Origin of the sequence: Fictibacillus solisalsi (genome assembly GCF_900103485.1) — a bacterium.
In the GTDB taxonomy this organism is placed as follows: Bacteria; Bacillota; Bacilli; order Bacillales; family Fictibacillaceae; genus Fictibacillus_C; species Fictibacillus_C solisalsi.
This window is the reverse complement of sequence record NZ_FNHW01000001.1, coordinates 2104542-2130741: the sequence shown is the minus strand read 5'-3', so window position 1 is coordinate 2130741 and position 26200 is coordinate 2104542. Positions and strand designations below refer to the sequence as shown.

The window sequence follows — 26200 nt, the reverse complement described above, 5'->3', positions numbered from 1 at the left end:
TGATCCTTTAGTAAAGGATCGGCTTTTCTTTGTTGACAACCATGAATTTTTCTTTTATCCTTTTTAAGGATTTTGTGTTGAACTGGTGGATGTTTGGATGCAGCAGTGAAGATGGAAGGGATTTAACCATTTTTCAAAGCAGGAGCATACAACATGAATAGACACCGGAAGAAAGAAGAGGCGGAAAAAATGGATAAACCAATAGGTGTAATTGACTCGGGTGTCGGCGGATTGACGGTGGCAAGAGAGATTATGCGGCAGCTGCCCAAGGAAGAAATCTATTACCTGGGAGATACAGCCCGCTGCCCTTATGGCCCGCGGCCGATGGACGAAGTTAGAACCTATACACTGGAAATGATTGAATTCCTTCTGAGCAAGGAAATAAAAATGCTGGTTATTGCCTGCAATACGGCAACGGCAGCTATATTGGAAGAAGTCAAAGAAAAGCTGAGCATTCCTGTCATTGGGGTGATCAATCCTGGGGCACGCACGGCCCTTAAAGTGTCACAAAATGGCCAGGTGGGCGTTATTGGCACCGTAGGGACCATTAAAAGCCGTGCTTATGAAAATGCGTTAAAAGGCATCAAAGGGGACATTACAGTACACAGTCTTGCATGTCCCCCTTTTGTGCCACTGGTTGAAAAGGGAGAGCTTGACGGGGAAGAAACCGTACAAGTGGTATCCGAAGTACTTCAGGAATTAAAAGATACACCGATTGACACCCTGATTCTCGGCTGCACACACTACCCTTTGCTGCGCCCGGTCATTCAGCGTGTCATGGGAGAGGGCATAAAACTGATCTGTTCGGGTGCTGAAACAGCACGGGAAGTGTCGGCAATTCTCGATCACAGCGCTATGTTGTACAAGGGAGAGCGGATGCCTGAGCATGAATTTTTCTCTACTTCGGATAACGGTCATTTTCTTGAAATCGCCAATCATTGGATGGAACAAAATATCGAGAAAGTACACTTTATTACATTGGGGCAAAATCGGTAACGATTTGTGCGTGGGGCAAAATCGGTAACGATTTGTGCCAAGGGCAAAACGGGTAACCGTTTTGCTTTTTTTTTTTCTCAACAGAGTGGTCTAAATGGGGGGACAGCCCGTATACATAGTAGTACAACCACTTGGGGAGGGAAAAGTATGTACAAAAGGTTCAAAATAGGAGCGCCGCTTCTTCTGCTGTCAGTTTCCATATTGATGGCGGGATGTGGAATGGGAGGAAATAAAGCAGAGAATGAGGTCGATCCTCCGAAAGTGAACTATGTTAAAGACGGGAAGTCTCTCGATGCACAGGCAACAGCAAAAGCAAACAAGAACGCTGTAAAACGCCAGCTGTTTTTGCTCGACAGCAATGGTTTGGTGGTGCCTCAGATGTTGAATTTGCCAAAGACAGGAACCGCTGCGAAGCAGGTGCTCGAATATCTGGTTAAGGACGGGCCGGTCTCCAATATTCTGCCGAACGGTTTTCAGGCTGTACTTCCCCCTGACACGCAGGTGCTCGATGTTGCAGTCAGCAAGGATGGAACGGCGACAGCTAATTTTTCGAAAGAATTTATGGATTACAGAGGACAGGATGAGCAGAAACTTCTTCAGGCGATTACCTTTACTCTTACACAATTTGACAATATCAAAAACGTAAAGATACAAATAGACGGCAAGGATCAAAAAGTAATGCCGGTTAACCACACCCCCATCAATGATGGAGTCAGCCGGGCAGATGGAATCAACATTGAAAATGGGAATGTCGTGGATATGACAGGCAGTGACACGGCAACACTCTACTTTGTTGCCCAAAATGATTCTCAAACCTACTATGTGCCGGTGACACGCCGTGTGGCCAAAAATGACTCAGACAAAATCAGTGCAGCGATCAGTGAACTGGTTCAGGGGCCGGGTGAGCAGAGCAGGCTGCTTACTGGTATGAGAAATGATGTAAAATTGCTGGACCCTCCAGTATTGAAAAATGGAGTCGCCACCTTAAACTTCAATAAAGCCATTCTTGAAAACAAATCGGAACATACCATCGATGATACAGTGCTCCAATCCATCGTCTTATCATTGACTGAACTGAGTGGTGTGAAAAAAGTAGCGATACAGGTAGACGGCAAAGCAAAATTAAAAAATGAAGAAGGGAAATCCATTACTGCCCCTGTTTCCCGTCCTGAAATGGTGAACACCGGAGAATTTTAATGAAATAAAAACTTGTGGTAGGATAAAAGAGACGGCTTCTTGCCTTCTCTTTTTTGTTCACAAAACTTTTGGTATTTTTTAAGAGAGCAGGAAGCGAGCAGGAACATCGGGAGGGTTATAATGAGAAATGACGGCAGGTCACACGATGAACTCAGATTCGTCAGTTTAGAAAAAGACTACATAAAGCATGCGGAAGGATCGGTTTTAGTTACCGTTGGAGATACAAAAGTCATTTGTACAGCAAGCATAGAAGACAGGGTTCCACATTTTATGAGAAACCAGGGAAAAGGCTGGATAACCGCTGAATATTCCATGCTTCCAAGGGCAACAGAACAACGGACAGTGCGGGAATCAAGCAGGGGAAAGGTAACAGGCCGCACGATGGAAATCCAGCGTTTGATCGGCAGGGCACTTCGTTCGGTTGTGGATTTGCCTAAAATGGGCGAGCGGACACTCTGGATCGATTGTGATGTCATTCAGGCAGACGGCGGTACCCGTACGGCATCCATAACAGGAGCCTTTGTGGCGATGGTTTTGGCTTTTGCCAGTCTGATCGAGGCCAAGACGATCAAAAAGATGCCAGTGAAAACTTTTCTGGCTGCAACTTCTGTAGGCATTGATGAATCTGAAGGTCCTATTTTGGATTTAAATTATGCGGAAGACGCCAACGTGAATGTGGACATGAACATCGTGATGACTGGAAGCGGGGAGTTTGTTGAGCTTCAGGGAACAGGAGAAGAAGCAACATTTTCTTATACAGAGCTTCAGTCCCTGCTGAAGCTTGGATCAAAAGGTGTTGGTGAGTTGATTGAATTACAGAAGGAAGTCCTCGGTGAATGGGCGAAACTTATATGTGAAGCGGAGGATGAAAAATGAAAGTTCTGATTGCGACAAAAAATGCTGGCAAAGTAAAAGAGTTTGAATTCATGTTTGCCGAAATGGGTGTTGAAGTTTCCTCTTTGCTCGATGTGGAAGACGCACCAGAGGTAGAGGAGACAGGCACCACCTTTGCTGAAAACGCCCGGCTGAAGGCAGAAGAGATTGCAAATTTATATAATTTGCCCGTAATTTCGGATGATTCCGGCCTTGTTATTGATGCAATCGGTGGAAGACCTGGTGTTTTTTCTGCCCGTTATGCGGGAATAGAGAAAGACGATGACAAAAATATGGACAAGGTACTGGATGAAATGCGCAGCGTTCCTGAACATGAGCGGACCGCACGATTTGTTTGTACATTGGCCGTGGCCAGGCCGGGTAAGGCAACGGTGATTGTCGAGGGCCATTGTGAAGGCAGCATTGCTTATAAAAAAACAGGAAGCCATGGGTTCGGCTATGATCCGATTTTTCTCGTTCAGGGAACATCCAATACGATGGCCGAGCTTACAAAAGAGGAAAAAAATCAAATCAGCCATCGTGCGAAAGCATTGGCTAAACTGAAGGACCAGATGCATCTGCTGTTTTAGGAGGTAGCCAACTGTGAAAGTATTAATTGTGAGTGACAGCCATGGATATAAAAAAGAACTCGAACTGATCAAGGAACGGCACCGACATGAAGTGGAGGCCATGATTCATTGCGGAGATTCGGAGCTAACGTCGGATTCCCCAGAATTGAAAGACTTTGTCGTTGTGACAGGGAATATGGATTATGCTGCACCGGATCTTCCCACTGAAGTCATCGAATTGATTGGAGATACCGTATTTTATGTCACACATGGACATTTAATGGATGTTAAAATGTCGCTGGTGTCCCTGACATACCGCACTGAAGAAACCGGAGCCAAAATCGCGTGTTTCGGCCATTCCCATACTGCTCATTGCTTTGAACAGAATGGGCATGTTTATATCAATCCAGGCAGCATCAGAATGCCGCGGGAGCGTTTTGAGAAAACATATGCCATATGCGAAGTGCATGGAAATTCAGTCTCCGTCTCTTACCTGGATCTTGAAGGACACGAAGTAAACGACCTGAGAAGAGAATTTCAACTGAATTAAAATTTTTTCTGGAACTTAAACGCACATGCGAAGTTGATTGTAGTGGAAGATGTGAGATCCCCGGAATTAACTATAGATTGTTTCCGTGCGATGTAATGCTGACGAAACGTTCTTTATCCTGCGGGAGTGGCGTGACAGGTGAGAGTAAGTAGGCGTATACGCCGGCAAGTAGGCGTATACGCCGGTAAAGTAGGCGTATACACCGGTAAAGTAGGCGTATACGCCGGTAAAGTAGGCGTATACGCCGGTACACAGGCGCTTGCACCGTAGATGCTCACCGCACGCCCCGCGGAAAGAGAGTGTCCTGAAACGGAATTCAACTGCTTCCTGGTGCTCCAGTATTCAAAAACAGCATAAATAAATGATATAGATTTTTTCTCCCCAAAAGTTATTGACATATTTAAAGGGGTATAGTATATTTACTTATGTCGCTGATGCAGTGACATCCTAATCAAATATGCGGGTGTAGTTTAGTGGTAAAACAAGAGCCTTCCAAGCTCTGGTCGTGAGTTCGATTCTCATCACCCGCTCCATTTGCTATTTCTCACGTCGCAATGGAAATGAAAAGGCAAGGCTTTTTTTACGGAACAGGAAAAGTCAATGAGTGATTGATCATACGTTTTCCCCGAGGAAAACAAACCTGTGTGCCCGCAGCGTTTTGCAGTCGCATGAAGTTGCACTGCTAGGCGGAATGGGCTCTAAAATACATATGTCCCAGTAGCTCAGCCGGATAGAGCATACGCCTTCTAAGCGTACGGTCGGGAGTTCGAATCTCTCCTGGGACGCCACTTTACTTACATATTCAAGACACCTTTAATTAAAGGGTGTCTTTTTTTGCGTGATTTTCTAATGTTAACTTGCTCGGTATGTAAGCGCTTTAAAAATGTTTACAAATGAGTTAATTAAGACCCGATTTCTTGTACAGCAATCATGTAAGCGCATACAAAAAATCAGAATAAACAGAAAAATTGCATTTTTTTTAAAAAGATGGTTGACCTGCGCCCAAAAGGGGCGTAACATAATCAACAATTATCAGATTAAATTAAAATATTCGAACAATTACTACTGAGGAAAAGGAGGATCACGATGTTAGAGCAATGGGTTTATGTAGACGGTGAATTTGTCTTAAAAGAAGATGCCAAAATCTCTGTTTATGACCATGGTTTTTTATATGGAGATGGGGTGTTCGAAGGCATTCGCGTCTACAACGGAAATGTTTATCGGCTAGATGAACATCTGCAGCGTCTTTACGAATCAGCTCAGTCCATCATGTTAACTATTCCACACACAAAAGAGGAGCTAACCCAAATTATTATTGAGACGCTCCAGAAAAACCAATATCGTGATGCCTACATTCGCTTAGTGATATCACGGGGAAGGGGAAACCTGGGACTGGATCCGTTTACCTGTGAAAAGCCGGGAGTTATCGTCATCGCAGAACAGCTAGCTCTTTTTCCGAAAAAACTTTATGAAACGGGAATTGAAATTGTGACAGTAGCGAGCCGGCGAAATAGAGCAGACGTGCTTAGCCCGAAAGTAAAATCACTGAACTATTTAAACAATATTCTCGTGAAAATTGAAGCCAATTTGGCCGGTGTAAGTGAAGCCTTGATGCTGAACGACCAGGGCTATGTGGCCGAAGGCTCTGCAGATAATGTGTTTATCGTTAAAGGAAACAACGTAAAAACACCTCCGGGTTACCTTGGGGCTCTGGAAGGTATCACAAGAAATGCCATCGTGGAAATTGCCGCCGAACTTGGCTATAACGTCTCTGAAGAACCGTTTACACGGCACGATGTCTATGTGGCTGATGAAGTGTTCCTTACAGGGACGGCTGCAGAAGTCATTGCTGTCATTAAGGTGGATGGAAGAGTAATTGGAGAAGGCGTTCCAGGAAAACACACCAATACCCTTTTGGAAGCTTTCAGAAAAAGAGTGGTTGAAGAAGGAGTCAGGGTTTATTCCCAGTCAACCAACGTACAAGCAGGATAATCAATTTGTAACAGGAGATGTCGTATATGCGCAGTAACATGATAAAAAGCGGAATTGACCGGGCGCCCCATCGAAGCTTGCTTCATGCGGCCGGAGTAAAAGAAGAAGATATGAACAAACCATTTATTGGGGTCTGTAATTCTTATGTGGATATCATCCCGGGTCACATGCATCTCAATAAAGTGGGTGAGAAAGTAAAGCAGGCCATCCGCGAAGCAGGTGGTGTACCATTTGAGTTCAATACAATTGGTGTTGACGACGGAATTGCCATGGGCCACATCGGAATGCGATATTCTCTTCCAAGCCGGGAAATTATCGCGGATTCAGCTGAAACAGTAATCAACGCACATTGGTTTGACGGAGTGTTCTACATTCCCAACTGTGACAAGATTACACCAGGAATGCTGATGGCTGCGGCGAGAACCAATGTACCGGCTGTATTTGTATCTGGTGGTCCGATGGAAGCGGGAAAATCATCCACCGGTAAATCCCTTTCACTTGTTTCAGTTTTTGAAGGAGTCGGCTCCCACCTGTCAGGCAAAATGTCGCGTGAAGAGCTGCTTGAGCTTGAGACAAGTGCCTGTCCCACTTGTGGGTCCTGTTCGGGAATGTTCACTGCGAACAGCATGAACTCCATCATGGAAATGCTCGGCATCACACTTCCAGGCAATGGAACGCTCGTAGCCACCTCTGAGGAACGAGATAAGTTGTATAAAGATGCAGCCTTCCATCTGATGGATCTCGTTGAACGGAATATCAGGCCTAGAGATATTATTACGAAGGAAGCTATCGATGATGCATTTGCTCTTGACATGGCCATGGGGGGATCGACGAATACAGTCCTTCACATGCTGGCCATCGCAAATGAAGCAGGTGTTGAATATGACCTTAAACGTATTAATGAAGTGGCAGAAAGAGTGCCATACCTCTCAAAGATAAGTCCTGCATCAGACTACACCATGCAGGATGTGCATGAAGCAGGAGGCGTCAGCGCCATTATCAAACAGCTTGGCGGAATCGACGGTGCCATTCACCGTGACCGGATTACTGTCACAGGCAAAACGTTATATGAAAATGTGGAAGAAGCTGAAATTCTGAACAGTGATGTTATCCGCTATCCTGATAATGCCTACAGTCCTGTAGGAGGGCTTTCCATCCTGTATGGAAACCTTGCACCTGACGGCTGTGTCATCAAAGTTGGCGGAGTGGATCCATCCATCAAATATTTTGAGGGAGAAGCGATTGTCTTTGAATCACAGGACGAGGCGCTTGAAGGAATAAAAACCGGTAAAGTCAAGGAAGGCCATGTGGTGGTAATCCGCTACGAAGGGCCAAAAGGCGGGCCGGGGATGCCGGAAATGCTTTCTCCAACTTCCGCTATTGCCGGAATGGGTTTAAGCACGAAGGTAGCATTGATCACCGACGGAAGATTCTCAGGTGCTTCCAGAGGAATTTCCATCGGCCATATCTCGCCGGAAGCAGCAGAGGGCGGACCGATCGCTTTCATTGAAAACGGCGATCAAATTTTAATCGATCTTCCTAACCGAACCATCAATTTAATGGTCAGTGAAGAAGAACTGCAACAAAGAAAGGCGGATTGGCAGCAGCCGGAGCCTAAAATCAAACAAGGGTATCTTGCCCGTTATGCCAAACTTGTCACTTCAGCCAATACTGGCGGAGTCCTGAAAGTATAATACCTTTAAAAATTTAAGATCGTTAAATCTGTGAAGGGGAAGAATGACAGAAGGTTATTTACAGAGAGCCGGGTTGCTGTGAGCCGGTAATAACCCTGTCAGGATCTCACCCCTGAGTGTCTGTTCGAACGCACGGTTCAAGTGTCAGTAGGGCAGGCCGAGTTAACCAGTCTTTTCAATGGGTAACTTGTTATCAAACTGGATGAACTTTTCATCCATGAGGCGGCAATGCAAGAGCCGCGAAGAAGGGTGGTACCGTGAAAAGAAGCCTTTTCACCCCTTTGGCAGGATAAACACTGTCATTTTGGGTGAATAGGCTTTTTATTTTGACCAAATAAGGGAGGAATCAGAAATGAAAGCCAGCTGGGTGGCTGAGGAAGAGAAAAGCAAAGTCCTGAAGATGTCTGGAGCCGATATGCTGATGGAGGGACTGGAAAAAGAAGGGGTTGACGTATTATTCGGATATCCCGGGGGTGCCGTCCTTCCCATTTATGATGCGCTGTACAAAAAGAACATCAAACACATTTTAACAAGGCATGAACAAGGGGCTATTCACGCTGCTCAAGGTTTCGCTAGAGTAACCGGAAAGCCCGGTGTTGTGATCGCGACCTCAGGGCCAGGCGCGACCAATCTGGTAACCGGAATAGCAGATGCCATGATCGATTCACTCCCGCTTGTTATTTTCACAGGCCAGGTTGCCACATCGGTTATCGGAACAGATGCCTTTCAGGAAGCCGATATCGTTGGAATCACGATGCCGATTACCAAGCACAATTATCAGGTAAGAAAAGTGGAAGAGCTGCCAGGGATCATTAAAGAAGCATTCCACGTTGCCCAGACCGGACGTCCAGGCCCTGTACTGGTTGATATTCCTAAAGACATTTCTACATCGATTGGTTCGTATAAACCATCCAATGAAGTCGACCTTCCGGGATATCAGCCAACGACAATGCCGAACCTGCTGCAAGTCAAACGTCTGGCAGACGCGATCGCGCAAGCGAAGAAACCTGTCATCCTTGCCGGAGCCGGAGTACTGTTTGCCAAAGCCGAAGAAGAGATCCTTGCACTGGCCGAGCAGCACAGAATTCCTGTCACGAATACGCTTCTCGGACTGGGAAGTTTTCCGTCGGACCATCCGCTCTTCCTGGGAATGGCGGGAATGCATGGTACGTATACGGCGAATACCGCCCTTCATGAATGTGACCTTTTGATTGGAATCGGAGCCCGTTTTGATGACCGGCTTACAGGCAACCTTGCACACTTTGCCAAAAAAGCAACTGTAGCCCACATTGATATCGATCCGGCAGAAATAGGAAAAAACGTTGAAACGCTCATTCCGATTGTAGGCTGTGCAAAACATACAGTGGCAGCTTTGCTCCGCGAGAGCACAACGTCAGGGGACACGGCAGAATGGGTGTACCAATTGGCAGAGCTTAAGAACAGTTATCCGCTTTGGTACAAAAACGAAGGCGAGGTATTGAAGCCGCAGCGTCTTCTTGAAATTATTCATGAGGAAACCAAAGGTGAAGCCATTGTTACAACGGATGTGGGTCAGCACCAGATGTGGACGGCTCAATATTATGGATTTTCCAAACCGAACCGCTGGGTAACCTCAGGTGGACTGGGGACTATGGGATTTGGTTTTCCGGCTGCAATCGGAGCTAAAATTGGCAGACCAGAGCTTCCGGTTGTGGCAATTACGGGAGATGGTGGGTTCCAAATGACCCTTCAGGAGCTTTCCGTTTTACAGGAAATGAAGCTCCCGGTGATCATTGTCATCGTCAATAATCAATCGTTGGGCATGGTGAGGCAATGGCAGGAAATCTTCTATGAAGAACGCTATTCAGAATCCCTGCTTCCGGTCCAGCCGGACTTTGTAAAACTGGCTGCTGCTTACGGTATTGAAGCCGCATCGGTGACGACCGAAGAAGATGCGCGGTCCAAATTTGCCGAAGCGCTTGATTCCAAAGCACCATTCTTGCTGGACTGTAGAGTCGCATCAGATGAAAATGTTTATCCGATGATTGCACCCGGCAAGGGAATCCATCAAATGATTGGGGTGAAACCATGAGGCGCATCATAACCGCCACAGTACTAAATCGAAGCGGGGTACTCAACCGGCTCACAGGATTAATGACCAAGCGGCAATTTAACATCGAAAGCATCACGGTCGGGCATTCCGATGATCCGTCAATCTCAAAAATAACTATCGTTGTGCAGGTGGAGGATGACAGGAAGCTTGAACAACTCCTGAAACAACTTCACAAGCAAATTGATGTGCTAAAGGTGAAGGATCTCACGGAAATGGCACTCGTCGCGAGGGAGTTGGCCTTGATCAAAGTGATGACCACTCCGGATACCCGGAGTGAGATCAAAGTGATCATCGAGCCATTCAGGGCAAGCATTATCGATGTCAGCCTGGAAAATGTCACCATCGAAGTGACGGGCGACAATGACAAGGTAGAAGCGATCATCGAGCTTCTGAGACCGTACGGTATTAAAGAAATCTCGAGAACAGGCCTTACGGCCATGCCGAGGGGTACTCAAAAAACGGTCTATAATCTGAATCAGTTTTCTATTATTTAAATCTATAAAAAATAAACCCAACAAAACCAACTATTATTGAGGAGAGATGAAAAATGGCAAAAGTATATTATGACAAAGAGATCGCAGATCAGTATCTTAATGGGAAAAAGGTAGCAGTTATCGGATATGGTTCACAGGGGCATGCCCATGCACTAAATCTGAAGGAAAGCGGTTATGACGTGGTGGTAGGTGTAAGACCAGGGAAATCATACGATCAGGCAGTGGAAGACGGAGTACGCGTAGCATCTGTTGAAGAAGCTTCTAATGAAGCGGATGTCATCATGATCCTTCTTCCGGATGAACTGCAGCCGCAGGTATACAAAAAGGAAATTGAGCCGGCATTGACACCAGGCAAATCACTTGTTTTTGCACACGGATTCAATGTTCATTTTCATCAAATCGTTCCGCCGGACTTTGTGGATGTATTCCTTGTTGCGCCTAAAGGGCCAGGACATCTTGTACGCCGTACGTATGAAGCCGGAGCGGGGGTACCTGCATTGATCGCCGTTTACCAGGACGTTTCAGGAACAGCGAAGGAAACAGCATTGGAATACGCAAAAGGAATTGGAGCTGCTAGAGCAGGTGTTCTTGAAACAAGCTTTAAAGAGGAAACAGAAACCGATTTGTTTGGTGAACAGGCTGTATTGTGCGGCGGATTGACTTCGCTTGTCAAAACAGGATTTGAAACGCTTGTTGAAGCAGGCTATCAGCCGGAAGTTGCTTACTTTGAATGTTTGCATGAACTCAAATTAATCGTAGATTTGATGTATGAAGGCGGATTGGAAGGCATGAGATACTCTATCTCTGATACAGCCCAATGGGGGGATTTCCAATCTGGGCCTAGAGTCGTAGATGAAGATACAAGAGAGAAAATGAGAGCGGTATTGAAAGATATCCAAACAGGTGAATTTGCAAAAGGATGGATTCTCGAAAACCAAGCGAACCGCCCGGTATTCCATGCTGTGAATGAAAGTGAAAAGAATCACCCGATTGAGGTTGTTGGCCGTGAGTTGAGAGCGATGATGCCGTTTGTGAAACAGCAGAAAAATAAGAAAAAGGAGGCAGTAAGCAGTGCGAAAAATTGATATCTTTGACACAACATTACGGGATGGCGAGCAGACGGCTGGAGTAAACTTAAACGCCCACGAGAAACTGGAAATAGCCAGACAGCTTGAACGGCTCGGTGTTGATGTCATAGAGGCAGGATTTCCGGCAGCTTCACCTGGTGATCTTGCTGCGGTGAAACGGATTGCTGAAGAAATTAAAAACAGCACTGTCACCGGCCTTGCGCGTTCGACCCAAAAGGACATCGATGCCGCATGGGAAGCGCTAAAAGATTCAGCTGAACCACGTCTGCATGTGTTTCTGGCAACATCGCCAATTCATATGACATACAAACTGAAAAAAACACCGGACGAAGTCATTGAAACGGCTGTCCAGTCCGTCAAATATGCTAAACAGAAGTTTCCGGTTGTACAATGGTCGGCCGAAGATGCCTGCCGTTCAGATTTGCCCTTCCTTGCAAAAATCATTGAACAGGTGATTGAGGCAGGGGCATCGGTTATCAATTTGCCGGACACGGTGGGTTATCGCAGTCCTGCTGAATACGGACAGCTCTTCCAGTATGTAAGAGAGCAAGTTCCAAATATTCACAGAGCTAAATTATCAGCACACTGCCATGACGATTTGGGCATGGCAGTGGCCAACTCGATGGCGGCTATTGAAAACGGAGCAGACCAGATTGAGTGTGCGATCAACGGTCTCGGAGAACGAGCGGGGAATGCATCGCTGGAAGAAATTGCGGTTGCACTTGCCATCCGCAGCTCCTTTTATCAGGCGGAAAGCCGATTGGAGTTAAAGGAAATCAGCCGTACGAGCTCGCTTGTCAGCAGGCTTACAGGAATCAGTGTTCCTCCGAATAAAGCAGTGGTAGGTAAAAATGCATTTGCGCATGAATCCGGGATTCATCAGGATGGCGTGCTGAAAGAGAAATCAACGTATGAGATCATTACACCTGAACTTGTCGGGGTATCTTCCAACTCGCTAGTCCTGGGAAAACATTCAGGACGTCATGCGTTCCGGTCACACATTCAGAAGCTTGGCTTTGAACCGGGAGAGGAACAGCTTAATACCCTGTTCAAGGAATTTAAGGACCTTGCCGACAGGAAGAAGGAGCTTACGGAGGAAGATATTTTGGCGCTGCTTCTGGAGCACAAGATTCAGCCGCCGGTTCCAATGTATCAGCTTGGCGATCTTCAGGTGAATTATGGAACAAACAATATTCCGACGGCAACGATTACATTAAAAGCACCGGATGGAACAGAGATTCAGGAAGCAGGTACCGGATCAGGAAGTGTGGAAGCCATCTACAATACGCTGGATAAAATGCTTCCTCTGCCGGTTCATTTAAAAGATTACCGCATACAGTCGGTCGGATCCGGAAGAGATGCGCTGGCACAGGTGTACGTGCTTCTCGAATATGAGGATCAGGAGATCAATGGAAGCGGAACGGCGCAGGACGTATTGCAGGCTTCAGCCAAAGCGTATGTCCACGCCTTAAACAAAACGATTATGAATGTTCAAAAAGACGAATTGGTAAACGTGAGTCTATAAATCCAATGAGGAGGGGTCAAGATGGAAAAAACAATTACAGTCTTGCCGGGTGACGGAATCGGACCGGAAGTGATGAAAGGGGCTTTGCGTGTCCTCAAAGCAGTTGAAGCCCGATATGGCCATCAGTTTAATGTGACAGAAATGCCGATTGGCGGTAAAGCCATTGATGAGACAGGACTTCCATTGCCCTCTGAAACGCTGGAACAATGCAAAAAAAGTGATGCGGTTTTGCTAGGGGCTGTAGGCGGCCCGAAATGGGACGGAATGGAAAAACGGCCGGAACAGGGTCTGCTTCAAATTCGTAAGGATTTGAATGTTTTTGCCAACCTTAGGCCGGTAAAAGCATTCGCCTCTCTTGGGGATATTTCACCGCTCAAACCCGAACTCATCGAAAATGTAGACTTGATATTTGTCAGGGAGCTTACAGGCGGGCTGTACTTTGCCCAGCCAAAAAGAAGAACTGGAAATGAAGAAGCGGTAGATACGCTGTATTATCACCGCAATGAAATCGAACGAGTGGTAAAAAAGGCATTTGAAATTGCGGCTTCCCGAAGCGGGAAACTGACTTCTGTGGATAAAGCCAATGTCCTTGAGTCCAGCAAGCTTTGGAGGGAAGTGGTCAACGAAATGGCCAAGAGCTTTCCGGAAGTGAAAGTAGAGCACATGCTAGTGGATAATGCTGCGATGCAGCTTGTCAGAAATCCCGGACAATTTGACGTCATTGTGACAGAGAATATGTTTGGTGACATTTTATCTGACGAAGCATCAATGATCACAGGCTCTTTGGGTATGCTGGCTTCTGCTTCGGTGAGCGAGGAAGGTCCAGGGCTTTATGAGCCGGTCCATGGTTCTGCGCCTGACATTGCCGGGAAGAATGCAGCCAATCCACTGGGTATGGTCCTGTCAACGGCCATGATGCTGAGGCATTCCTTCCATATGAATGACGAAGCGGATGCGATTGAAATGGCCGTTCAGGAAGTATTGAACGCCAATTACCGCACCAGCGATATTGAAAGTAAAAAAGGAAGAATATCCACAACAGATGAAATGGTGGATCAGCTGATCTATCGATTGGATGAAAATGCAGCAACCGCCACACTGCTTGAAGTGTATGTGTAAGGAGGAAGATCAGATGGCAAAAACCATTATTGATAAAGTTTGGGAAAAGCATACTGTCATGCAAGAAGAAAATAAGCCCGGTCTTTTGTACATTGATTTGCATCTTCTTCATGAAGTAACATCTCCGCAGGCCTTTGCCGGCCTGCGGGAAAAAAATCGGAAAGTAAGAAGACCGGACCTTTGTTTTGCTACAATGGACCATAATATTCCGACCAAAAACCGGTTTGTGATCAATGACAGTATTGCCTTAAAACAGATCCAGACCCTTGAAGAAAATTGTAAGGAGTATGGCATCCATCTTGAAGGGCTTGACTCCGACGAGCAAGGGATTGTCCATGTTATCGGTCCGGAACTTGGGTTAACCTTGCCCGGGAAAACCATAGTTTGCGGAGACAGCCATACGTCCACTCATGGAGCCTTTGGTGCTCTTGCCTTTGGGATTGGAACTAGTGAAGTGGAGCATGTGTTGGCAACACAGACCCTCTGGCAGCAAAAACCAAAACAACTGAAAGTAAATATAGAAGGAAAACGCGGCTTTGGAGTAACGGCGAAAGATATTATTCTTGCCTTAATTGCTCAACACGGTACCAACGTTGGTGCCGGACACGTCATTGAATTCACTGGTGAAACGGTGCGCAGCTTTACCATGGAAGAACGCATGACGCTGTGTAACATGTCGATTGAAGCTGGAGCAAAAGCCGGATTGGTTGCACCGGATGAGACGACCTATGAATATATTAAAGGCCGCAAGTATGCTCCTCAAGGTGAGCAGTTTGAAGAAAAAGTAAACGAGTGGAACGCGCTTCGTTCCGATGCAGATGCGAAATATGATAAGGTCATTGAAATCAATGCGGCAGAAGTGGAGCCAATGGTAACCTGGGGAACCAATCCATCCATGGGTGTGGGGATCTCTGGAAATGTACCTTCCTATAGAGATGAACAAACACAGCAGGAAAGAGAATCCTTGCAAAAAGCCCTTCATTATATGGGATTAAGCCCTGGGCAGTCATTGACAGAGGTACCTGTTCAACATGTTTTCATCGGGTCATGCACCAATTCGAGGATCAGTGATCTGCGGGCTGCTGCAAAAGTGGTTCAGGGAAGAAAAGTTCACGGTGGAGTTCAGGCTATTGTGGTTCCCGGCTCACAGCAGGTCAAAGCCAAAGCAGAGGAGGAAGGCCTGCATCTTGTTTTTCAGGAAGCTGGTTTTGACTGGCGTGACTCAGGATGTTCCATGTGCCTTGGGATGAATCCGGATATTGTACCTGAAGGTGAAAGGTGTGCTTCTACTTCCAACCGAAACTTTGAAGGAAGACAGGGTAAAGGGGCAAGAACGCATCTGGTCAGCCCGGAAATGGCGGCTGCGGCGGCAATCGAAGGGAAGTTTACAGACGTTCGAGAGTTTCAATCTGGTTCTAGGGAAGGTGAGCAGTATGCCAGGATTTAAAACATTTACCGGAACTGCAGCGGTACTTGACCGTGACAATGTGGATACTGATCAAATCATACCAAAACAGTTTTTAAAGCGTGTTGAACGGAGCGGGTTTGGAAAGTTTTTATTTTTCGACTGGCGGTTTAACCGTGACGGCTCCCCGAATCCTGATTTCGAATTGAACCGTCCTGAAGCTGAGGGAGCGGAGATACTGCTTGCCGGAGACAATTTTGGATGCGGTTCTTCACGTGAACATGCTCCTTGGGCACTGAAGGATTATGGATTTAAAGTGATTATCGCTCCCGATTATGCGGATATCTTCTATAATAATTCATTGAAAAATGGAATATTGGTGATTAAGCTTCCTGCCGAAACCATCCATAGCTTGAAATCCAGAGTGGCAGCCGGTGATCAAAGCCTTACGGTCAGCCTTGACAAACAGGAGATTTTATCAGGAGAGGAAGTCCTGGCTTCTTTCTCATTCGATCCGTATTGGAAAGAGATGCTTCAAAATGGCTGGGATGAAATATCCATTACACTAAAATATGAGGATGCTATCAGCCGTTATGAGAAGCAGCAGGAAGCGGTTAAGCAACCCCAATTATAAATGTGTTTTAAAATTTTTGTATAGAAGAGGTTTGAATTAAGCTTAAGAGGGAAAAATAAAAGGAGACGTGGCAAAACAGAACGTGTTAGCAGGTTTCCTTTTTTTGATCGTTCCATATCTCTAATCCTGCACAACCATGTGCAGGATTTATTGTTTCCTTCAGCCTGCTGTGGCCGCGTCTTGAGTTTATGTCTTTAAACTGTTAAACTGATGCAAATAGAAACTGGAAGTGAATAAACCTAATGGCTAATGAAAAAAAAGGAACAAAACCAAGCAACGTCGTCCCTTTTCCTAACTTGCCTGCCCGTTTGCTTGAAAAGGGAATGGCTTCCCTGAAAGCAAAACACTACAAGGAATCTCTATCCTGCTTTCTTCAGCTGTTGGAATTGGATCCAGGCCATTCTCAGGGCCATCTAGGGGTGGTGCTCAGCCTGATCGAACTTGGCCAGCTTCAGGAGGCAAAGACCAGAGCAGAGAGAATGCTGAAGCAGGGTATTGGGGAATACTTTGACGTTTTGCAGATTTATCTTTCCATACTTATTCAGCTTTCAGAATACGAAACTGTTGTTTCTGTGGTGGAAGCTGTGCTGGGGGAACATCAGCTGCCGGCTGCCCAGGCTGAATCATTCTACCAGCTGCTTCATTTTAGCCGGAAGATGGCAGAAGACCCTGAACCTGGCGTTGATTTTACTCCGGAGCCGGCTGAAGACAGGAAACAAGAAATTGAGACGCTTAGAAGTATGCTGACAAGCAGCGAAATACATAACCAATGGATTGCCATGCAGCAGCTGAGCTATATGGATCCAGAAGAGACGCTTTCTGTCTATCGTGAATTTTTGGCCAATGAAGAGGGCCATCCGGGCATAAAAACGATGGCACTCAATTATCTAAAATCAAAGAATGTGGAAGAAACCGTTACCTTACATAAGTTTGGACAAATGTATTCAATCTCCATAAAAGAGCTCCATGATGTCTATGAAGAGCCGTTTAATCTTGAAGTAAAAAAGGAAGTAGAGGAAAGGCTGGAACAGGAAAATCCAACCTTGTCCCAATTTGCTCTTACCATATGGTGGGATTACATACTTGCTATCTATCCACAGGTGCCCGAGCCTGCTGACCGTTTTTTCTGGTCTCATGCCCTGCAATGCGCAGCCGGTAAATTAAGCGGCATGGACGCGTGTGAGGAGCTTCAATCAGACATTGAGATTCATCCGGAAACGTTAAGAAAAGCAGTGGATCAGCTGCTTGATATTGAACGGTTTACGTTTGGGCCAAATAAATTTTAGTACCACTCGTACTAAACCGGAAATGGTCGTTGTTGAAATACAAGTCGGTTATGATATAATGGAATGGTTGCAATGAAAATGTTAGATTTTCAGGTGAAATACGTAATGTTGGAGGGAACTTTGAATGAGTGCAAAGTGGGAAAAGTTAGAAGGTAACCAAGGTGTCTTAACGATTGAAGTTGAGGCTTCTGAAGTAGATACAGCCCTTGACCAGGCGTTTAAAAAAGTGGTTAAACAGGTAAACGTACCGGGTTTCCGTAAAGGGAAAATTCCACGTAAAATGTTTGAACAGCGTTTTGGGGTTGAATCACTATATCAAGATGCGCTTGATATCATCCTGCCACAAGCATACAGCAAGGCTGTAGAAGAAACAGGAATTGAGCCGGTTGATCGTCCTGAAGTGGACATCGAAACAATGGAAAAAGGCAGCAACCTTGTATTTACAGCAAAAGTTGTAGTGAAGCCGGAAGTGAAACTGGGCGACTACAAAGGTCTTGAAGTAACTGAATTTGATACAACTGTAACTGACGAGGATGTTGACAATGAAGTCAAGCGTCTTCAAGAACAACAGGCTGAGCTCGTTGTAAAAGAAGAAGGAGCAGTCGAGAACGGAGATACTGCTGTTATCGATTTCGAAGGATTTGTCGACGGAGAGCCTTTTGAAGGCGGTAAAGCTGAAAACTATCCATTGGAAATTGGATCCGGTTCTTTCATTCCTGGATTTGAAGAACAGCTAATCGGCGAAAAAGCCGGTACTGAAAAAGAAGTAGAAATTACTTTCCCAGAAGAGTACCATGCAGCCGAGCTTGCTGGAAAGCCTGCTGTTTTCAAAGTTACTATCCATGATATCAAAACAAAGCAGCTTCCTGAACTTAATGATGAGTTTGCAAAAGAGGCTGATTCTGAAGTAGAAACAGTAGAAGACCTTAAAGCCAGCATCCGCAAAAAGCTGGAAGAAAGCAAAAACCATGAAGGCGAGCATCACACACGTGATTCCGTGGTTGATAAGGCCGTTGAAAACGCAGAAGTAGACGTACCGGAAGCAATGGTCAACACTGAATTGGACCGCATGGTTCAGGAGTTTGGCCAGCGTCTTCAAATGCAAGGCATGAATCTTGATCTTTACTTCCAGTTCTCTGGCACAGACGAAGCAGCACTTCGTGAACAAATGAAAGAAGATGCCGGAAAACGCGTGAAAACCAACCTGGTGCTTGAAGCAATTTCTGAAGCGGAAAACATTGAAGCGACCGAAGAAGAAATCAATGAAGAGCTTAAGAAAATGGCTGAAATGTACAACATGGATGTAGAGAAAATCACTCAAATGCTTGCAATGCAAGGCGGAAATGATGCTGTAGCTGCTGACCTGAAAATCAGAAAAGCAATTGATTTATTAGTGGATAACAGCACAACAGTTGCATAATATTAAGTAAGGTCTGACAAGGCACGAAATTTTCGTGCCTTGTTTTATATAATTATTTACCTGGCCAGCAGGAAATTCGGCTTTTTTATGGAAACTTTTTTAAAGGCTTTATTTTCGTGAATCAGGTTTTAAAATAAGCCATAAGGTTAATACTTATAGAACACATCAAAAACAGTCCATTTATGCTAATACATACTATTAAATGCCAATGAAGGGTTTTTATTTCCGTTCTAAAGGGGTAATATGATACAATCCAATACATAACTTGCGGAAATGAAATCAGCGTGCAGCACTAGTTCAAGCTCACACAGTAATGAAACAAGCATCCAACATCAGGATGATGAACAGTTAATGGGTTTCATTCAATTTAAGGTTTAGGGGTGATTTCATTGTTTAAATTCAATGACGAAAAAGGGCAACTTAAATGTTCCTTTTGTGGAAAAACACAAGATCAAGTTCGTAAACTGGTAGCAGGACCAGGTGTATATATTTGTGACGAATGCATCGAGCTTTGTACCGAAATTGTGGAAGAAGAACTGGGTACAGAAGAGGATGTAGAGCTTAAAGAAGTTCCAAAACCGATGGAGATCCGCAAGATACTCGATGAGTATGTTATTGGTCAGGAGCAGGCGAAAAAGTCTCTTTCCGTTGCGGTGTATAACCATTACAAACGCATTAATTCTTCCCAAAAATCGGATGAAGTAGAATTGGCGAAAAGTAACATTGCCATGATCGGGCCGACAGGTAGCGGTAAAACATTATTGGCCCAAACGCTGGCGCGCATTCTCAATGTGCCGTTTGCCATTGCCGATGCCACATCTCTCACAGAAGCAGGGTATGTAGGGGAAGATGTAGAAAATATTTTGCTTAAATTGATTCAGGCTGCTGACTACGATGTGGAAAAAGCGGAAAAAGGTATTATCTACATCGATGAAATTGATAAGATTGCCAGAAAGTCTGAAAATCCGTCCATTACTCGAGATGTTTCCGGGGAAGGCGTTCAGCAGGCACTTCTAAAAATTCTTGAAGGTACAGTAGCAAGTGTTCCTCCTCAGGGCGGAAGAAAACATCCGCATCAGGAGTTTATCCAAATCGACACTACCAATATTCTCTTCATTTGCGGTGGTGCGTTTGATGGGATTGAACAGATTATTAAACGCCGCCTGGGCAAAAAAGTAATTGGGTTCAGTTCCGAATCAAGACAGGCTGAACTAAAAGCAGGAGAATATCTTGCGAAAGTATTGCCGGAAGATTTACTTCGTTTCGGTTTGATTCCGGAATTTATCGGACGTCTTCCTGTAACTGCAAGCCTGACGCCGCTTGATGAGGATGCATTAGTTGAGATTCTTACTAAACCGAAAAACGCACTGGTGAAACAATATCAAAAGCTCCTTGACCTTGATGGAGTGGAACTTGAATTCACGGATGAAGCGCTCTCCGAAATTGCCAACCAGGCGATTGAGCGTAAAACCGGAGCTCGTGGACTTCGTTCTATCATTGAAGGAATGATGCTCGATGTGATGTTCGAGCTTCCATCCCGGGAAGATGTGGCCAAGTGCATTATTACAAAAGAAACGGTTTCTGATAAAGTTCCACCGAAACTCGAGCTTGAGGATGGAACGATCGTTGAACCGAAAAAAGAAACACCAAAGGAAAGTGCATAATTACGTAAAAAGCCAGCCCTCGGGCTGGTTTTTTATTTTTGTTTGAAACAAAGCCTGTTCTTGGTCTCGTTCAAGTTTTCCTCATTTCTATTTTTTTTGTTTAGTCCTCTGGCCACTCGGAGATACTAGGATCATAAAAAAATTTCGGGAGGAAGAAATGAACTGGACAGGAATCGCTTTACTCATTCAGCTTTTCTTTGGAATCGTGATTGGACTTTACTTTTGGAACTTGTTGAAAAATCAGCGTACACAAAAAGTGAGTATAGATAAAGAGTCAAGAAAAGAAATGGATCAATTACGAAAAATGCGTTCTGTCTCATTGACGGAACCGCTTTCTGAGCGTGTGCGTCCAGGGACGTTTGCAGATATTGTCGGCCAGAAGGACGGGATCAAAGCGCTTCACGCAGCACTGTGTGGTCCTAACCCCCAGCATGTAATTGTCTATGGACCGCCGGGAGTCGGAAAAACCGCAGCAGCGAGACTTGTGCTTGAGGAAGCAAAACGGAACCGCAACTCACCGTTCCGACCTGCAGCTGTATTTGTGGAGCTTGATGCCACGACGGCCAGGTTTGATGAGCGAGGCATCGCTGATCCATTAATCGGTTCTGTCCATGATCCTATTTATCAGGGAGCAGGGGCAATGGGGCAGGCCGGCATTCCGCAGCCCAAACAGGGAGCGGTCACCAATGCGCATGGGGGAGTGCTATTTATTGATGAGATAGGTGAACTGCATCCCATTCAAATGAACAAGCTACTGAAAGTGCTGGAGGACCGCAAAGTATTTCTTGAGAGTGCTTATTATAATGAAGAGAATACAACGATCCCTACACATATTCATGATATTTTTCAAAATGGGCTTCCAGCAGATTTCAGGCTGATCGGGGCGACCACACGAACGCCGGATGAAATTCCTCCCGCCATCCGCTCCAGGTGCCTGGAAGTATTCTTTAGAGAACTGCAGTCACCCGAAATTCAGCAAATCGCTAAGAAGGCAGCCGATAAGGTCAATATGAAAGTTGATGATGAGACATTGCAGCTTCTTGCGCAATATGCAAAAAATGGCCGGGAAGCGGTAAATATGATGCAGATTTCAGCTGGGCTGGCTATCACGGAGGACAGGGATTTTATTAAAAAATCGGATATCGAGTGGGTTATCCATTCCAGCCAGATGACACCCCGTCCGGAGCACAAAATTGCAGATATGCCTAAAGTCGGGCTGGTCAACGGACTGGCTGTTTATGGGCCGAACAGCGGAGCTCTACTTGAAATTGAAGTTACAGTTTTACCTGCAAAAAAACAGGGTACGCTTACAATAACAGGTATTGTCGAAGAAGAATCAATCGGAAATAATGCAAAATCCTTCAGAAGAAAAAGCTTGGCAAAAGGATCGGTTGAAAACGTTCTCACCGTCTTAAGGAAAATGGATGTTGATGCATCATTGTATGATATTCATGTGAATTTCCCGGGCGGCGGACCTGTTGACGGCCCGTCAGCTGGAATAGCAATAGCTACTTCCATTTATTCGGCTGTCCACGATATACCGATCGACAACGAATTGGCAATGACGGGTGAAATAAGCGTTCATGGGAAAGTGAAACCGGTTGGAGGAGTTATGGCGAAAGTTCTCGCGGCAAAATTAGCCGGTGTGAAAAAAGTCATAATTCCGAAAGACAATGATCAGGCCATTCTAAGGGAAATTGACGGGATTGAGATCATTCCGGTCACAAAGTTAACGCAAGTATTTCAGCATGCATTTCCTGATCTGGATAAAGAAAATCAACAGGCGATTCCAGCGTCTGCCTATTTACAGTCCCCTCCAAAATCCGTTTAAAGAGGGGGCTTTGCTTTCGATGGCCCAAAAACAACCTGTGATTAGACAAAACGGTTCTTTATGGGTAGAATTGTACAAAGGCTGTAGAATTTCTTCGGCCGCTTTTGGCATTTGTCAAAGAAATTGCCAGAGTATAAAACTGGGCTGCACGCATTTGAAATCATTCAATACAGTAAGCAGTATTCGGAGGTGTGTTTAATGGACGAAAAAACTACCCGCATCCTTCCCCTCCTTCCTCTTCGCGGCCTGCTGGTGTATCCCACCATGGTGCTTCATCTTGATGTAGGAAGGGAAAAATCAGTACAGGCATTAGAGCAAGTGATGCTTGATGATCAGCATATCTTCCTTTCCACACAAAAGGAAGTCGCTGTTGAAGACCCGAGCGGAGAACAAATATATGAAATTGGTACCCTTTCAAAAGTCAATCAGATGCTGAAATTGCCGAACGGGACCATTCGTGTGCTCGTAGAAGGCATTCAGCGAGGTAAGATCACGCAATTCATCGACCGGGAAGAGTATTTGGAAGTTGAAGTAGAACTGATGGAAGATCAGGGCGAAAAGGATCTGGAAACACAAGCCCTTATGAGGACGGCTCTTCAGCAATTTGAGCAGTACATAAACTTATCAAAAAAAGTGACTCCGGAAACCCTCGCTTCTGTTCAGGATATCGAGGAACCAGGCCGGCTGGCAGATGTCATCTCCTCCCATCTTTCATTGAAAATCAAAGAAAAGCAGCATATCCTTGAAATCAATCAAGTGAAGGACCGGTTGAATCATCTCATCTCGATTCTGAATAATGAAAAAGAAGTGCTGGGCCTTGAGAAAAAAATCGGGCAGCGCGTTAAAAAAGCAATGGAAAAAACACAGAAGGAATATTACCTTCGTGAGCAGATGAAAGCGATCCAGAAGGAGCTTGGCGATAAAGAAGGAAAAACTGGCGAAATCTCAAGCCTGAGGGACCGTATTGAAGAATCGGATATGCCTGAAACGATCATGGAAATCGCGTTGAAAGAGCTGGACCGTTATGAGAAGATGCCGGGTTCATCAGCAGAAAGTGCTGTGATCCGGAACTACATTGACTGGCTGATCAATCTTCCCTGGACAAAGGAGACAAAAGATCACCTCGATATTAAACGGACCGAGAAAATTCTCAATGAAGATCATTACGGGCTTGAGAAAGTCAAAGAACGGGTTCTTGAGTACCTGGCTGTTCAGCAGCTGACCAATTCACTTAAAGGACCGATTCTTTGCCTGGTGGGCCCTCCGGGGGTAGGTAAAACCTCTCTCGCCCGTTCCATTGCAAAGGCCATCGGCAGAAACTTTGTCCGCATTTCGCTTGGCGGTGTTCGTGACGAAGCGGAAATTCGTGGCCACCGCAGAACCTATGTGGGAGCGATGCCGGGCCGTCTCATTCAGGGCATGAAAAAGGCGGGTACCATCAATCCGGTCTTCCTGCTTGATGAAATCGACAAGATGTCCAATGATTTCAGGGGAGATCCATCCTCTGCATTATTGGAAGTGCTTGACCCGGAACAGAACAATTCATTCTCCGATCATTTCATTGAAGAGCCTTATGATTTGTCAAAAGTAATGTTTATTACAACAGCCAACAGTCTTGCAACCATTCCAGGCCCGCTCCTTGATCGTATGGAGATTATTTCGATTGCGGGTTATACGGAAGTGGAAAAGGTGCATATTGCGAAGAATCACCTCATTCCAAAACAGTTAAAAGATCATGGTCTGGCAAAATCACAGTTCCAGCTGAAGGAGGATGCCATCCTTAAACTGGTCCGCAATTATACAAGGGAAGCCGGAGTAAGAAGCATGGAAAGGCAAATTGCGGGTCTTTGCCGAAAAGCGGCCAAACAGCTGGTATCGGGTGAGAAAAAAAGGGTAACCATTACGGCGCGCAACCTGGAGGATTATATTGGAAAACCCCGTTTCCGCTATGGACAGGCCGAGATGGAAGACCAGGTGGGAGCAGCCACAGGGCTTGCCTACACTACAGCAGGCGGAGATACGCTTTCCATTGAAGTGGCACTTACACCGGGGAAAGGAAAACTCATTTTGACAGGAAAGCTTGGAGATGTCATGAAGGAGTCCGCACAGGCGGCGCTCAGTTATGTCCGTTCCAGAGCAAAAGAGTTTGATATCGATCCGGACTTTTATGAAAAAACCGATATCCATATCCATGTTCCGGAAGGAGCGACACCAAAGGACGGGCCGTCAGCAGGAATTACGATTGCCACAGCCCTGGTTTCAGCTCTGTCAGGCAAACCGGTGCGTAAGGACGTGGGAATGACCGGTGAAATTACGTTGCGGGGACGCGTGCTGCCAATTGGCGGCTTAAAAGAAAAGTCCCTCAGTGCTCACAGGGCGGGGATTCAGACGGTCATCATGCCAAAAGAAAATGAAAAAGACATTGATGACATCCCGGAAAGCGTCCGCAGCAGCCTTGCCTTTATTCCGGTGTCACATCTGGATGAAGTGCTAAAACATGCATTAGTAGGAGATAGTAAATGAAAGTAACAAAAGCAGACATTGTAATATCAGCCGTAAAACCAGAGCAATACCCAGAAGACCAGCTCCCGGAGATCGGCCTTGCAGGCCGTTCAAATGTCGGGAAATCCTCCTTCATTAACAAGATGATTGCCCGAAAGAACCTGGCACGTACCTCTTCGCGTCCCGGGAAAACCCAGACGCTCAACTTCTACATTATTAATGAGCAGCTATATTTTGTGGATGTGCCGGGGTATGGTTTTGCCAAGGTTTCAAAGACAGAACGGGAAGCCTGGGGACGGATGATTGAACGCTATATCATGGAAAGGCCCCAGCTTAAAGCGGTCATTCAACTGGTTGATGTGCGCCATGCTCCATCCAAGGATGACGTGATGATGTATGACTGGCTGAAATATCATGAAATTCCGGTCATTGTCGTGGCGACCAAATGCGACAAGATCCCAAAAGGAAAGTGGGAAAAGCATCTGAAAGTCGTGCGCGACACGTTAAAAAAGAAACCGGAAGATCCATTGCTGCTGTTTTCATCGGAAACAGGATACGGAAAAGATGCAGCATGGAGCACCATTCAGAACTATATACAAAAATAAACCAGAGCCTAGGCTCTGGTTTATTTTTTTTTGATAAAGACAAAATACGCACCGACAGCAATGAGTACAAACGGCCAAAACCCTTCCACAGAAGAGAACCATTCTGTAATTGACGGTGTCTGTGACTTGTTGAAGAAATTCCATGCGGCGATGGCAATCAGCACGATCCCTGCTAGCAGACCTTCTTTCGTCTGCTTGTACATATACAGAAAAGCAAGACCGATGATCAGAATGATGGTTGACGGCTGATTGGGCCAGCTGTCAATACGATGGATCGCGTGGAAATGAATTCCCAACCCAAGCAGGAGTATGGCAGAAAATGAACTCGCGCCATCCTTTCCTCCAGAACTTTGAACAAGAAAAGCCAATCCAATAATAATCAGAAACGTTGGCCATGTTAAATAGGGAGCAACATATGTAACTTTCATTTGCTGAGCAAGGAAAAATAGTCCAATTCCCAGCAGTACAATACCTGAAAAACTTCCTTTACCTCTCATTGTTACCTCCAAACAAATTAAAAAACATAAATCAATCCTTTGCTAAAAGGGTCGAAATTTGTTATTTTTATATGGGTATCACAATTATTTTTTTTTAGAAACCAAGATTTTTTTATAGTTTGTAACAGTTTGGACAGAATAGGGAAGTACTTATTGTTCGGAGTAAA

Annotated in this window: 22 protein-coding genes and 2 tRNA genes; 23 read left to right on the top strand and 1 reads right to left on the bottom strand. The window is 45.4% G+C overall.

The features are described 5' to 3' along the window. Window positions 1–189 precede the first annotated feature (189 nt). From racE to yihA, 23 genes are all read left to right on the top strand, one after another. A complete protein-coding gene (racE, locus tag BLT53_RS10960; RefSeq protein ID WP_090236830.1) occupies window positions 190–996 on the top strand; it encodes a glutamate racemase in 807 nt (268 codons plus the stop codon). A gap of 147 nt (window positions 997–1143) precedes the next feature. Further along, window positions 1144–2193, top strand: a complete 1050-nt coding sequence (locus BLT53_RS10955) for a GerMN domain-containing protein (RefSeq protein WP_090234818.1) — start codon at window positions 1144–1146, stop codon at window positions 2191–2193. A gap of 120 nt (window positions 2194–2313) precedes the next feature. After that, window positions 2314–3069 (top strand): ribonuclease PH, encoded by a 756-nt coding sequence (gene rph / locus BLT53_RS10950; RefSeq protein WP_090234815.1) that lies wholly within the window; start codon window positions 2314–2316, stop codon window positions 3067–3069. Next, complete coding sequence (locus tag BLT53_RS10945; protein ID WP_090234813.1) at window positions 3066–3656, top strand: XTP/dITP diphosphatase; 591 nt, start codon at window positions 3066–3068, stop codon at window positions 3654–3656. Before rph ends, BLT53_RS10945 begins: the two co-directional genes overlap by 4 nt. Before the next feature lie 13 nt (window positions 3657–3669). Further along, window positions 3670–4185, top strand: a complete 516-nt coding sequence (locus BLT53_RS10940) for a metallophosphoesterase family protein (RefSeq protein WP_090234811.1) — start codon at window positions 3670–3672, stop codon at window positions 4183–4185. 138 nt (window positions 4186–4323) lie between these two features. Beyond that, window positions 4324–4455, top strand: a complete 132-nt coding sequence (locus tag BLT53_RS25625) for a hypothetical protein (RefSeq protein WP_280138802.1) — start codon at window positions 4324–4326, stop codon at window positions 4453–4455. Window positions 4456–4644: 189 nt separating this feature from the next. Beyond that, window positions 4645–4718, top strand: a tRNA-Gly gene (locus tag BLT53_RS10935). Window positions 4719–4896: 178 nt separating this feature from the next. Next, window positions 4897–4973: transfer RNA gene (locus BLT53_RS10930), tRNA-Arg, on the top strand. A gap of 298 nt (window positions 4974–5271) precedes the next feature. Beyond that, window positions 5272–6177, top strand: coding sequence for a branched-chain-amino-acid transaminase (ilvE, locus tag BLT53_RS10925; RefSeq protein WP_090234809.1), 906 nt, complete (start codon window positions 5272–5274; stop codon window positions 6175–6177). Window positions 6178–6203: 26 nt separating this feature from the next. Continuing rightward, window positions 6204–7871 (top strand): dihydroxy-acid dehydratase, encoded by a 1668-nt coding sequence (gene ilvD, locus BLT53_RS10920; RefSeq protein ID WP_090234808.1) that lies wholly within the window; start codon window positions 6204–6206, stop codon window positions 7869–7871. Window positions 7872–8223: 352 nt separating this feature from the next. Further along, window positions 8224–9942 carry an acetolactate synthase large subunit gene (ilvB, locus tag BLT53_RS10915; RefSeq protein WP_090234806.1) on the top strand — a complete coding sequence of 573 codons (1719 nt, stop codon included), beginning with the start codon at window positions 8224–8226 and terminating at the stop codon, window positions 9940–9942. Further along, window positions 9939–10457 (top strand): acetolactate synthase small subunit, encoded by a 519-nt coding sequence (ilvN, locus tag BLT53_RS10910; protein ID WP_090234803.1) that lies wholly within the window; start codon window positions 9939–9941, stop codon window positions 10455–10457. The genes ilvB and ilvN overlap by 4 nt, the downstream gene beginning before the upstream one ends. A 53-nt stretch (window positions 10458–10510) precedes the next feature. Further along, window positions 10511–11542, top strand: coding sequence for a ketol-acid reductoisomerase (ilvC, locus tag BLT53_RS10905; RefSeq protein WP_090234801.1), 1032 nt, complete (start codon window positions 10511–10513; stop codon window positions 11540–11542). After that, window positions 11529–13070 (top strand): 2-isopropylmalate synthase, encoded by a 1542-nt coding sequence (locus BLT53_RS10900; RefSeq protein WP_090234800.1) that lies wholly within the window; start codon window positions 11529–11531, stop codon window positions 13068–13070. The genes ilvC and BLT53_RS10900 overlap by 14 nt, the downstream gene beginning before the upstream one ends. Before the next feature lie 21 nt (window positions 13071–13091). Next, entirely contained in the window at window positions 13092–14189 is a 1098-nt protein-coding gene (gene leuB / locus BLT53_RS10895; RefSeq protein ID WP_090234797.1) for a 3-isopropylmalate dehydrogenase, read from the top strand. 13 nt (window positions 14190–14202) lie between these two features. Beyond that, entirely contained in the window at window positions 14203–15636 is a 1434-nt protein-coding gene (gene leuC, locus BLT53_RS10890) for a 3-isopropylmalate dehydratase large subunit (RefSeq protein ID WP_090234796.1), read from the top strand. Then, a complete protein-coding gene (leuD, locus tag BLT53_RS10885; RefSeq protein ID WP_090234794.1) occupies window positions 15623–16228 on the top strand; it encodes a 3-isopropylmalate dehydratase small subunit in 606 nt (201 codons plus the stop codon). Before leuC ends, leuD begins: the two co-directional genes overlap by 14 nt. Window positions 16229–16470: 242 nt before the next feature. Then, on the top strand, window positions 16471–17514 hold the full coding sequence (locus BLT53_RS10880; RefSeq protein WP_090234791.1) for a tetratricopeptide repeat protein: 1044 nt from the start codon (window positions 16471–16473) through the stop codon (window positions 17512–17514). Window positions 17515–17638: 124 nt separating this feature from the next. Further along, window positions 17639–18934 (top strand): trigger factor, encoded by a 1296-nt coding sequence (tig, locus tag BLT53_RS10875; protein ID WP_090234789.1) that lies wholly within the window; start codon window positions 17639–17641, stop codon window positions 18932–18934. A gap of 389 nt (window positions 18935–19323) precedes the next feature. Next, window positions 19324–20598, top strand: coding sequence for an ATP-dependent protease ATP-binding subunit ClpX (clpX, locus tag BLT53_RS10870; protein WP_061972586.1), 1275 nt, complete (start codon window positions 19324–19326; stop codon window positions 20596–20598). Window positions 20599–20755: 157 nt separating this feature from the next. Continuing rightward, window positions 20756–22429 (top strand): ATP-dependent protease LonB, encoded by a 1674-nt coding sequence (lonB, locus tag BLT53_RS10865; protein ID WP_090234786.1) that lies wholly within the window; start codon window positions 20756–20758, stop codon window positions 22427–22429. A gap of 198 nt (window positions 22430–22627) precedes the next feature. After that, window positions 22628–24952: an endopeptidase La gene (lon, locus tag BLT53_RS10860; RefSeq protein ID WP_090234784.1), complete on the top strand. Its 2325-nt coding sequence runs from the start codon at window positions 22628–22630 to the stop codon at window positions 24950–24952. Then, window positions 24949–25536 (top strand): ribosome biogenesis GTP-binding protein YihA/YsxC, encoded by a 588-nt coding sequence (gene yihA, locus BLT53_RS10855; protein WP_090234782.1) that lies wholly within the window; start codon window positions 24949–24951, stop codon window positions 25534–25536. Before lon ends, yihA begins: the two co-directional genes overlap by 4 nt. Window positions 25537–25556: 20 nt before the next feature. Here the strand turns inward: yihA and BLT53_RS10850 are convergent, their stop codons facing one another. Then, a complete protein-coding gene (locus BLT53_RS10850) occupies window positions 25557–26033 on the bottom strand; it encodes a LiaF transmembrane domain-containing protein (protein ID WP_090234780.1) in 477 nt (158 codons plus the stop codon). Window positions 26034–26200 lie beyond the last annotated feature (167 nt).